General features: G+C 72.1%; 6 protein-coding genes and 2 pseudogenes. 5 read left to right on the top strand and 3 right to left on the bottom strand.

The window, feature by feature from the left end; genetic code table 11:
* Positions 1–2,529 (top strand): hypothetical protein (locus GEV28_RS39615; protein WP_291419071.1); only part of this gene is annotated, 2,529 nt, incomplete at its 5' end.
* A 52-nt stretch (positions 2,530–2,581) separates the two neighbouring features.
* Here the strand turns inward: GEV28_RS39615 and GEV28_RS39610 are convergent.
* Both GEV28_RS39610 and GEV28_RS39605 read right to left on the bottom strand, forming a co-directional pair.
* The gene (locus GEV28_RS39610; RefSeq protein ID WP_291419069.1) at positions 2,582–4,216 is read right to left on the bottom strand and encodes a DHA2 family efflux MFS transporter permease subunit; all 1,635 of its coding nucleotides are present in this window, start codon (positions 4,214–4,216) and stop codon (positions 2,582–2,584) included.
* A 35-nt stretch (positions 4,217–4,251) separates the two neighbouring features.
* The gene (locus GEV28_RS39605) at positions 4,252–4,692 is read right to left on the bottom strand and encodes a MarR family winged helix-turn-helix transcriptional regulator (protein ID WP_291419067.1); all 441 of its coding nucleotides are present in this window, start codon (positions 4,690–4,692) and stop codon (positions 4,252–4,254) included.
* Between the two features lie 246 nt (positions 4,693–4,938).
* On the opposite strand from GEV28_RS39605, the gene GEV28_RS39600 reads away from it, so the two are divergent.
* The 4 genes and pseudogenes from GEV28_RS39600 to GEV28_RS39585 all read left to right on the top strand — a co-directional run.
* On the top strand, positions 4,939–7,326 hold the full coding sequence (locus GEV28_RS39600) for a Tex family protein (RefSeq protein WP_291419065.1): 2,388 nt from the start codon (positions 4,939–4,941) through the stop codon (positions 7,324–7,326).
* Positions 7,327–7,365: 39 nt separating this feature from the next.
* Positions 7,366–8,343, top strand: coding sequence for an SDR family NAD(P)-dependent oxidoreductase (locus GEV28_RS39595; RefSeq protein ID WP_291419063.1), 978 nt, complete (start codon positions 7,366–7,368; stop codon positions 8,341–8,343).
* Positions 8,340–9,307 (top strand): annotated as a pseudogene (locus tag GEV28_RS39590) (SDR family NAD(P)-dependent oxidoreductase). The gene GEV28_RS39595 and the pseudogene GEV28_RS39590 overlap by 4 nt, the downstream one beginning before the upstream one ends.
* A 721-nt stretch (positions 9,308–10,028) precedes the next feature.
* Positions 10,029–10,162, top strand: a pseudogene (locus GEV28_RS39585) (transposase family protein); the annotation flags it as partial.
* A 192-nt stretch (positions 10,163–10,354) separates the two neighbouring features.
* Here GEV28_RS39585 and GEV28_RS39580 read toward each other — a convergent pair.
* On the bottom strand, positions 10,355–11,495 hold a 1,141-nt coding region (locus tag GEV28_RS39580; protein ID WP_291419061.1), incomplete at its 5' end, for an HNH endonuclease signature motif containing protein.

The raw sequence follows: 11,495 nt of genomic DNA, 5'->3' as shown, positions 1-11,495 counted from the left end.
GACCCGCGCCGCCCGGGCGGGCTGCCGGGCGGCCGCGCGCTGTGGCGGGCGCTGCTCGGCGCGACCGACGACGAGCTGGTCGCGTTCGGCCGGGTGCTGGATGCTCACCTGCTGGTGCGGTTCCTGCGCGTGCTGCCGCCGGCCCGGCGCGCCGGGGTGTACGCCGGCGTGGTCGGCCCCCGGGACCTGACGCTGTCCCAGGTGCCGATCGCCGCGCTCGACGAGCTGCCGGCGCCGGCCCGGGCGGCGGCGGCCGAGCGGCTGCTCACCCTGCGCCGGGTGGCCGGCGACCCGAGCACGCGGCTCGCGGTCACCGCCCGGCTGCCGTGGGCGACGGCGCGGGAGACGCTGCTGGAGGCGACCCGCCGGTCGACCGCCGAGGAGCGGGCCGAAGGGTACGGGTGCCTCGTCCGGGCCGCCGCGGTGAGCCGCGACCAGGACGCCCTCGCCGAGCTGCTCGGCTCGCTGAACCGGCTGCGCAACGAGCAGGACCCGGTGCGGATGGCCGCGTTCCGTGCGCTGGCCGAGGTCCCGCCGTGGCTGTTCCGGCCGGCCGATGCGCCGGACCTGCTCGGGCTCATGACCGACGCCGTGCAGGCCAGGGACAGCTCGTGGACGACGCAGTCGAGCGTGCGGGCGCTGATCGCCCGGCTGATCCGGCACGGCGCGCTGACCAGGCAGCCGGCGCTGGTCGAGACCGGCATCGAGGCGCTGGCCCGGCTCGGCGACAAGCGGCCGTCGCTGGACCTGCGCGCGCTCGACCACGACCTGCCGCGCGGCGGCGAGCACCAGGTGTTCGAGGCACTGCGGCCGCGGCTCGAGGCCGACGCGCGGCGCGGCCGCTTCGAGGTCACCCTGGCGCTGGCGCACGGACTGAACCGGCGCGCGTGGACGATGCCGGGCCTGCAGGAGCTCCTCGGCAAGGCCCGGCGGGCCTCCGACGACCACGTCGTGCGCATGGCCATCGAGCTGTGGCTGCGCCCGCCCGCGACGCGCGACGAGCGGCTGGGTGAGGTGTTCCGGGCGGACCGGTCGACGATCACGTTCCCGACCGTGCTGAACGGGATCGGCTTCCGGCGCACCGACCTGCTCGACGAGGTGTTCGGCAAGCCGCTGCACGGCCGGTTCCTGAAGCGGGGCGTGCGGTTCGTGCCGCATTTCGAGGGCTGCTTCTGGCGATGGCTGCCCCGGCAGTGCGCGGCGTACGCGGCGCGGCTGTCCCAGGTGGCGGCGCCCGGCCGGTCGAGGTCGACGTGGGAGCGGGTCAACGCGGTGCGCAGGCTCGGCGCCGTGCCGGGCACGGTGGAGCTGGTGCGTGGCTGGGTCGGCGACCCGGAGGTCGCGGTGGCCGAAGCCGCGCTGTCCGCGCTGGCCTGGACGGACGAGCCGGCCGGGGTGCTCGACGACCTGCTCGCGCACGCGGACACCGACCGGGCACGGGTGGCGGTCTACGCGGTGACCCGATGCGCCCGGTTCGTGCCGCCGCAGCGGCTGGGCTCGGCCCTGCACAGGGCGTTGACCAGCACGAAGGTGACGTCGCGGAAGGAGGCCGTGCGGCTGCTGGCCGCGCACCACGCCCCGGGGGCGACGACGACCCTGGCATCGGTGTGGCACGAGCCGGACCAGCACAGGGACGTGCGGCGGGCCGTGGTGTCGGCCGCGCGCTGGTGCCTGCCGGACGCGTGGCCGCTGCTCGAGGCGGCCGCGTCGAGCGAGCACGCGGTGGCGACGGCCGTGCTGGACATCGACCCGTACACGCTCGCCGAGCGGCACCGGCCCCGGTACGCGTCGATGGTCCACACCGTCGCGGACGCCGCCGAGCCGGACACCGCGCGGCTCGGTCTCACCACACTGGCGAACTGGGCCCGTTGGGACGAGGCCGGCACGGCGATGCTCGTCGGGCGGGTCGCGGACCTGACGAACACGGCGAGCTGGCGCGAGGCGCTGACCGCGCTGGTCGCCGGCTGCACTGCCACCGAGGACCCGGCGCCACTGGTCGCGGTGGTCACCCGGCTGCTCGCCACCGCCGACCCGGCGCCCACCGCGGACCGGGACCTGCCGGCCCGCCAGCGTGTCCGGGCCATGTCGGACCTGGTCCAGCGGAACGCCCACGCGGCGCCCGGCCTGCGCGCCGCGGTGTCCGCGCTGGCCGGCGCGCTGGCGGCGCACCCCACCCTGCGCGGCCCGATGATCGATCTCGCGGTGACGGCCGTCCCGTTCGAGCCCGGCGCCGACGGCCCGGCCGCGCTGGGCCGGGTGGCCGACCTCGCGGACGAGCCGCGGTGGGCGTGGCAGGCGCACCGGGCGGTGCAGCGGCGGCTCAGCGGCCGGGTCGCGAAGCTGCCGCAGGCGCACCTGTACGAGCTGGCCACCCGCACGACCCCGCTCCTCGCCCTGGCTATCGCGAGCCGGGCAGGACCGGAGGCCGGCTGGCCCGCGCACTGGCGCGAGCTGGTCACCGGGCTCCGCGAGCACGAGGACGCCGACGTCCGGCTGACCGCCCTCGACACGTTCACCACCCGGGAGTGACGAAGGCGCCGGGAGTCCACATCGGACTCCCGGCGCCTCGTCGTCGGTCAGGTCAGCGACGTTCGCCTTCCGTCACCGGCTCCGGCTCGGCGTCCAGCACCGACGTCGGCTCCGGCTCGGCGCCGGTGGCGCCGGAGTCGTCCGCGTCGACCGTGCCGGTCGAGCCGGCGATCGGCGTCGGGGCGGTCCTGCCGCGCGGCAGGAACAGGGCCGGTATGAACGAGACCGCCAGCAACACCAGCGCCCACACGAACGTCGACGCGTAGGCGTCGGCCATCGGCGGGGCCAGGATCGCGCGCACCTGCTCCGGCAGGTCCCGCACGGACGTCATCGCGGGAGGCTCGGCGCCCGGCGGCTGCGACGCCGCGAGCTGCGCCAGCACCGGTGCCAGCCGGTCCTTGGTCTCGTTGAACAGGAGCACCGACAGCATCGCGGTACCGATCGACGCCGCCACCTGCTGGATGATGTTCAGGCTCGTCGACGCACGGGCCACGTTCTCCTGCCGCAACGTCTTCAGCGCGATCGACATGATCGGCATCATCGTCATGCCCATGCCGAGACCCAGCACGAACAGCGCCACCCCGATGGTCAAGTACGACGTGTCCGCCCCCAGCTGGGTGAACACGACCACCGCCCCGACGATGACCAGGATGCCCAGCTGCGCCGTCCTGGCCGCGCCGCCGCGGTCCACGATCGCGCCGGCGATCGGCATCATGATCATCGCGCCGATGCCCTGCGGCGCCAGCAGCAGGCCCGCGGACAGCGCGCCCTCGAACCGCACCTGCTGGAAGTACAGCGGGAACAGCAGCATGGCGCCGAAGAACGCGATGGTGAACAGCACCATCGTCACCGACGCCATCGAGAACCCGCGGTCCCGGAACAGCTTCAGGTCGATCAGCGCGTGCGGCGTGCGGGCCGCGTGCCGGATGAACGCGACCACGAGGATCGCGCCGGCGATCGCCGGCAGGTACACCTCGGGAGAGCCGAAGCCCTCGTGTGAGGGCACCTGGGCGAGGCCGTAGATCAGCGCGGCCAGCCCCGGCGAGAGCAGGATCAGGCCGAGCACGTCGAGCTTCTGCGTCGGCTGCGGCTCGTCCGCCTCGAGGATCCGGGCGCCGAGGATCAGCGAGATGATGCCGATCGGGAGGTTCAGGAAGAAGATCCACCGCCACGACACGTCGTCGACGAGCCAACCGCCGAGGATCGGGCCGACGATCGGGCCCAGCAGCATCGGCACGCCGAGCACGGCCATGATCCGGCCGACCCGCTCGGGCCCGGCCGCCTTGGTGAGGATCGTCATGCCGAGCGGCATCAGCATGCCGCCACCGAGGCCCTGCAGGACCCGGAACATGATCAGCGACTCGGTCGACCACGCGGTGCCGGCCGCCGCGGAGCCGAGCATGAACAGGAGCACCGCGGTGAGGTAGATCCGCTTGGTGCCGAACCGGTCGGCCGCCCAGCCGGACAGCGGGATGACCGTCGCGAGCGCCAAGGTGTACCCGGTGGCCACCCACTGCATCTGGTCGAGCGTGGTGTCGAACTCGATGATCAACCGGTCGAGCGCGACGTTGACCACGGTGATGTCGAGCATCGCCATGATCGCGCCGAGCACGACCACGCCACCGATCGCGAGAACTCTGCGGTCGAGTTTCTCCGACGCGTTCGTCGCCGCCCCCGCGGCGGGCATTGGAGGTTGCGGTTCCATCAAAGCTTTCCCCTTGCCTAACAGGCGGTTGTTGTTGCCGATTGGTCCCCCCGAGCGAGAATCGGCGTCAGCGCCTTGGCGAGTTGCTCTCGCTCGCGGTCGCTGAGCGACTCGACACACTCGCGAACGGCCTCGCGGTGGGCATGCACGAACCCGGCGACCAGCGCGCGGCCGTGTTCGGACAGTTTCACCCGCTTGACCCTGCGGTCCCGCTCGTCCTCCCTGCGCGTGACCAGGTCGGCCCGGGTCAGCGCCTGCACGGCACGACCCGCGGTCACCATGGACAGCCCGAGACGTCCGGCGAGCTCGTGGACGGCCGGTTCGTCCTGGCAGTCGGCGAGCACGAACATGGCACGCAGCTGGGAGAATGACAGATCGAGACCGGCCGCGACACCCAATATGTGCGCCTCGCCGCTCTTCTTCAGGTGCGACAGGAAACCCACGACGTCATCGGTCACCGACTCGACCGATGGCGTGGCGGTTAGTTTCACAGGCGCAATCATCTCACTGAGGAAACTAACTGCAAGTGACTGTGATCGGCGACTCAGTTCACTTCTGGCGGAATCCAGCCATCGGTCGATGACAGATCGCGACAGGCGCCGGTGTCCAGCACGCCGGCCTCGAGCCACGCGTACCTACCGCCGAGCGTAGCCGCGGCAACCTGAGAGTCGACCTGTCGGTGGGAGGCGGCAGAATGCTCACCCGTGACAGCGACTGCCACTCCCGCTTCCGTGTTCCTGCGCATCGCCGAGGAGATCGGCGTCGCCGAGCGCCAGGTTCGCTCCGCCGTGGAGCTGATCGACGGCGGCTCGACCGTTCCGTTCATCGCGCGGTACCGCAAGGAAGCCACCGGCGCGCTCGACGACGCGCAACTGCGCACGCTCGAGGAACGCCTGCGCTACCTGCGTGAGCTGGAGGAGCGCCGCGCCGCCGTGCTCGAGTCGGTCAAGAGCCAGGGCAAGCTCGACGACGCGCTCGCCGCGCAGATCATGGCCGCCGACTCCAAGGCCCGCCTCGAGGACATCTACCTGCCCTACAAGCCCAAACGTCGCACGAAGGCCCAGATCGCCCGCGAGGCCGGCCTCGAGCCGCTGGCCGACGGGCTGCTCGGCGACCCGAACACCGACCCGCAGGCCGCCGCCGCGGTGTTCGCGGACGCGGCCACCGGCGCCGAGAACGGCGTCGCCGACGCGCAGGCCGCGCTCGACGGTGCCCGCGCCATCCTCGTCGAGCGGTTCGGCGAGGACGCCGACCTCATCGGCACGCTGCGCGAGCGCATGTGGGGCCAGGGCCGCCTGGTCGCCAAGGTGCGCGACGGCAAGCAGGAGGCCGGCGCCAAGTTCGCCGACTACTTCGACTTCTCCGAGCCGTTCACCAAGCTCCCCAGCCACCGGATCCTCGCGATGTTCCGCGGCGAGAAGGAGGAGATGCTCGAGCTCACCCTGGAGCCGCACGCCTCGGACGACACCGCGGAGCACCCCGGCCCGTCGGACTACGAGGCCATGATCGCGGCCAAGTTCGGCGTCGACGACAAGGGCCGCCCGGCCGACCGGTGGCTCGGCGACACGGTCCGCTGGGCCTGGCGCACCCGCATCCTCGTGCACCTCGGCATCGACCTGCGCACCCGGCTGCGCCAGGCCGCCGAGGACGAGGCCGTCCGGGTGTTCGCCGCCAACCTGCGCGACCTGCTGCTCGCCGCGCCCGCCGGCACTCGCGCCACCATGGGCCTCGACCCGGGCCTGCGCACCGGCGTCAAGGTCGCCGTCGTCGACGCCACCGGCAAGGTCGTCGCCACCGACACGATCTACCCGCACGTGCCGGCCAAGCGCTGGGACGAGGCGCTCGTCTCGCTGCACCGGATCGCCGTCCAGCACGACGTCGACCTCATCGCCATCGGCAACGGCACCGCGTCCCGCGAGACCGACAAGCTCGCCGCCGAGCTGTTGGCCAAGGCACCGGACCTCAAGCTCACCAAGGTGATGGTGTCCGAGGCGGGCGCGTCGGTGTACTCGGCGTCGGCCTACGCCTCGCAGGAACTGCCGTCGCTGGACGTGTCGCTGCGCGGCGCGGTGTCGATCGCCCGCCGGCTGCAGGACCCGCTGGCCGAGCTGGTCAAGATCGACCCGAAGTCCATCGGCGTCGGCCAGTACCAGCACGACATCTCCGAGGTGAAGCTGTCCCGCTCGCTCGACGCGGTGGTCGAGGACTGCGTGAACGGCGTCGGCGTCGACCTCAACACCGCGTCGGTGCCGCTGCTCACCCGGGTGTCGGGCATCGGCTCCGCGCTCGCCGCCAACATCGTGGCGCACCGCGACGCCAACGGCCCGTTCCGCTCGCGCACCGCGCTCAAGAGCGTGTCGAAGCTCGGGCCGAAGGCGTTCGAGCAGTGCGCGGGCTTCCTGCGCATCCCTGGCGGCGACGACCCGCTCGACTCCTCCAGCGTGCACCCGGAGGCCTACCCGGTGGTGCGCCGGATCGTCGCGGCCACCGGCGGGGAGCTCGCGACGCTCATCGGCAACACGAAGGTGCTCAGGTCGCTGGCGCCGCAGCAGTTCGTCGACGACACGTTCGGCCTGCCCACGGTCACCGACATCCTGGCCGAGCTGGACAAGCCGGGGCGCGACCCGCGGCCGGCGTTCAAGACCGCCACGTTCAACGACGCCGTGCACACGCTCGCCGACCTCGAGGTAGGCATGGTGCTGGAGGGAGTGGTCACCAACGTGGCCGCGTTCGGCGCGTTCATCGACATCGGCGTGCACTGCGACGGGCTCGCGCACGTGTCGCAGCTGTCCCGCACCTTCGTCAAGGACCCGCGCGAGGTCGTGAAGTCCGGCGACATCGTGCGGGCCAAGGTGCTCGAGGTCGACATCCCGCGCAAGCGGATCTCGCTCACCCTGCGGCTCGAGGAGGAGACCGCGCCGCCGCGGGGGGACCGCGGGCAGCAGCGCGGCGGGCAGCAGCAACGCGGTCAGCAGCGCGGCGGCGGTCAGCGCGGCGGCGGCCAGCAGCAACGGGGCCAGCAGCGGCAGGACGCGGGTGGCGGCGGCGCGATGGCCGACGCGCTGCGCAAGGCCGGGTACCGGCCCAAGTGATTTGACCTGGAGCGCGCACCAACTCGTAGCGTCGGTGTCATGACGACTCCACAGCACAAGATCGGTTCGGGGTTCGGCTTCTCGAGCACCGCGGAGGACGTCCTCGCGGGCATCGACCTGTCCGGCACGCTCGCGATCGTCACCGGGGGCTACTCGGGCATCGGCATCGAGACCACCCGCGCGCTCGCGAAGGCGGGCGCGCATGTGGTGGTCCCGGCCCGGCGGGTCGAGGCCGCCCGCGAGGCGGTCGCGGGCCTCGGCGACATCTCGGCGAACGTCGAGGTCGACGAGCTCGACCTGGGCGACCTCGACAGCGTCCGCGACTTCGCCGAGCGCTTCCTCGCGACCGGCCGCGACATCGACGCCGTGATCAACAGCGCGGCCGTCATGGCCTGCCAGGAGACCCGGGTCGGGCCGGGCTGGGAGGCCCAGTTCGCCACCAACCACCTCGGCCACTTCGCGCTGGTCAACCGCCTGTGGCCGCGGCTGGTCACCGGCGGCGGCGCCCGGGTGGTCGCCGTCTCCTCGGGCGCGCACCAGCGCTCGGACATCCGGTGGGACGACATCCAGCTCGAGCACGGCTACGACAAGTGGGTCGCGTACGGGCAGGCGAAGACGGCCAATGCGCTGTTCGCCGTCCAGCTCGACAGGCTCGGCGCCGGTGCCGGCGTGCGGGCGTTCGCCGTGCACCCCGGCGGGATCCGCACCCCGCTGCAGCGCCACCTGGCCGAACAGGAGCTGGTCGACCGCGGGCTGCTCGACGAGGCCGGGAACCCTACCGACAACCCGAACCTCAAGTCGCCGGAGCAGGGCGCGGCGACCCAGACGTGGGCGGCCACCTCGCCCCGGCTGGCCGGCATGGGCGGCGTGTACCTCGAGGACTGCGAGATCGCCGAGGTGACCGACGGCGAGCCCATCACGCCGGGGGTGCGTGCCTACGCGGTCGACCCCGCCCAGGCAGAGCGCCTGTGGGCGCTGTCGGCCGAGCTCACCGAGGTCGGCGCGATGGTCGCATGACACCGCAGCACAAGATCGGCTCGGGCTTCGGCGCCACGAGCACGGCGGACGAGGTGCTGGCCGGGATCGACCTGTCCGGCAGGCTCGCGCTGGTCACCGGCGGGTACTCGGGCTTCGGTCTGGAGACCACCCGGTCGCTCGTGCGGGCCGGGGCGCACGTCGTGGTCCAGGCTCGACGGGTCGTGCCGGCCGGGGAATCGCTCGCCGGCCTCGAGCACGTCGAGGTCGGCGAGCTGGACCTGGCGGACCTCGACAGCGTCCGGGCGTTCGCGGACCAGTTCCTCGCGACCGGCCGGGACATCCATCTCATGATCAACAGCGCGGGCATCATGTCCACGCCGGAGATGCGGGTCGGCCCCGGCTGGGAGGCGCAGTTCGCGACCAACCACCTCGGCCACTACGCACTGGTCAACCGGCTGTGGCCGGCGCTGGCGCCGGGCCGGGCACGGGTGGTCTCGGTGTCCTCGGCCGGTCACCGCCGCACCGGCATCCGCTGGGCCGACGTCCAGTTCGCGCACGGCTACGACAAGGTGCTGGCCTACTCCGAGGCCAAGACCGCGAACGTGCTGTTCGCCGTCCGGCTCGACGAGCTGGGCCGGGACGCCGGAGTGCGGGCGTTCGCGTTGCACCCGGGCGCGATCTTCACGCCGCTGCAGCGGCACCTGTCCACCCAGGAGATGGTCGACTCGGGCTGGATCGACGAGGCCCGCAACGTGGTGAGCGACATGTTCCGCTCCCCCGAGCAGGGCGCGGCGACCCCGGTGTGGGCGGCCACGTCCCCCCAGCTCGACGGCATGGGCGGCGTCTACCTCGAGGACTGTGACATCGCCGAGCTGACCACGACCCCGACCAGATGCCGGACGTCCGCCCGCACGCCGTCGACCCCGCCGAGGCCGAGCGGCTGTGGCGCCTGTCGGCCGAGCTCACCCGGGTCGACGCGTTCGCCGAGGAGCCGGCGGGGTAGGAACGCGTTGTGCGCCTGTCACAACGGACTGCCATCCCCGGCTCGTCCTCGCGGCCCCGGCTCGTCCTCGCGGCGACGTGGCCGCGCCACCTCATCCGACGGGTCGACATGCCCAACTGTCGAGCCGTTGGCCTGCGCTTGGGATTGACTACGCCTGGACTGACGCGGAACAGAGTCGCGGACTGCGAGCTCAGACCCGATTCCGCGAGTCGGCTGAGTTGATCTTCAGGTTCGTGAAGTGGTGTGGTTGGGCGGGTTTCGTGGGTGAGGGTGCGCGGCGGGGCCCGGATGTCACGCCGGGTTCGCGTTGTGGGCGGTGAGTTGGTGTAGCCAGGCGGCCATGGTGGCGGCGAGTGGAACTCCCCACATCCAGCGGTGTTGACCTCGGGATGACCGGAGGGCAGGTGGCGTTACGCGGCACCGTGTTTGCTGTCCCGGCCAGCACGGTCTCGACCTCCGCCCAGGACGCCACATGCGGACGTCCGCACCGCTGCCCTGGTAGTTGCAGGCGACACCGCGTTTCCCGCGCGCCCGTACACCTCCACATCGCTCGCGTCCAGATCGATCGTCACTGTCCGGTACAACCGAACCTGCCGCGATGCGGACACCCGCTCGAGCATCCGCAGGGTTACCCGAGCTACCCCGGCCTCCACCGCGCTCCACTGCGGACAGGTGAACCAGCGTGCCAGCCCGGTGGCGGTGATCCCCATGTCGTTTGCCCGGGGTAGACCTGTGGTGGAGCGGCAAACACCACCATCACGGTGAGAACATTCAAGTCGTCCCACCCCGGACGGGTGGCCACTGTGGGCCTCCAACGTGCGGCCCGGCCGCGAACACGACACCAGCGCCGCCCGCACCGATCCCGATCTGCTGGCCCGGATCACCAACCGGGTCAGCGACGACGCCCTCGCCCTGGCCGACCTGGGCTACGACGGCGAGCTCGAAACCTCCACCATCCCCTTCAAGAAGCCCAAAGCAGGCAACTGACCGATGCGTGGGTGGCGGGGACTTTCCTGGGCTCAGTGCCACAGTCCCGGACATCCCTCATCACAACGGTGGTGCTGGTTCGGGGTCGGTGGGTTCGGGGTGGGTGAGGGGTTCTGGTGTGTGGGGGTAGCGGAACCCGCAGGGTGAGACCCATTCCAGGATCCCGCCGCGTTTGATGACTCGCCAGCCGCCGAAGGTCTTGCCCCGGTGGTGGCTGCGGCAGGCGGGGTGCACGTTGTGTTCGTCGGTCGGCCCCGCCGGGAACGGCTCGCGATGATCCAGGTCGCACTGCGCGGCGGGCCGGACACAGCCCGGCCCCGTGCAGGTCGGCATGGCGGCGTGGAGGTGGTCACGCAACGCCGCTGGCGGGCTGTAGCGCCGGCGCCCCACATCCAGGACACGGCCGGTCGCGGGTTCGGTCAGGATCCGCCGCCACGTCGCATCCGTCTGGTAGGCGAGGTCGACGGCTTGTTGGGCGGCGATGTCGCCGTACCCGACCAGATGCCCCGGCGTGTTGTCCACCCCCAACGCGGCCCGGGCCGGCAACGTGACCTGGACGGTGATCTTGGCGTGCTGGAAGTCCTTGCCCGCCAACAAGTCCAACGCCACATCCGAGCGGAGCTGGTCCATCGTCCGGTCGTCCGCGCCACCGGTGTCCCGGAGCTGATAGGCGATCGCATCGACCCGTTTCGCAGCGACCTGGACCCGCGCCGCCGACCCGTGCACGGTCAACACGGAACACCCGTCCTCGGTCGGATACATGTCCACCCGCCGCCGCGCCACCCGCTGCTCGTGCAAAGCCTGCAGGGCGTCGGCGTTCACCCGAGCCACGATCCGCCGCAACACGCGAACCAACTTGACGGCGGGCATGTCCTCGACCCGGTCCAGGATCTCCTCTTCCACCACCGCCGCATCCTCGAGGGACAACGGCAGGGTCGCGTCGGCGATCTTCGACGCCCGATACGGATCAAACCGGCCCGCTTTCACCGCCGCCAACGTGCGCGGCAACCGAGTCGCCAACGCAACGGCCAACTCCAGACGCTGCTGCGCGGCGCGGAGGGAGATCCGAAACAACGCGGCGACCTCGAGTGCGTCGAACTCACCACCACTGGCCGCGGTGTACACCGCGAGTTGTTCCAGCATGCGTCCCTCGGCCTGCCAGGACAGCCGCGCCAACCCGAACGCCGTCGCCAGCGGCGCT

It is taken from the genome of Actinophytocola sp., assembly GCF_009379765.1.
In the GTDB taxonomy this organism is placed as follows: Bacteria; Actinomycetota; Actinomycetes; order Mycobacteriales; family Pseudonocardiaceae; genus Actinophytocola.
Note: the sequence above shows the minus strand (reverse complement) of the source record. Positions and strands in the feature narration are given on the sequence as shown.

Bases quoted from the DNA above. Each gene is read 5' to 3' on its own strand.
- GEV28_RS39610 (WP_291419069.1), bottom strand. From the start codon at position 4,216: ATGCCCGCCGCGGGGGCGGCGACGAACGCGTCGGAGAAACTCGACCGC.
- GEV28_RS39595 (WP_291419063.1), top strand. From the start codon at position 7,366: ATGACGACTCCACAGCACAAGATCGGTTCGGGGTTCGGCTTCTCGAGC.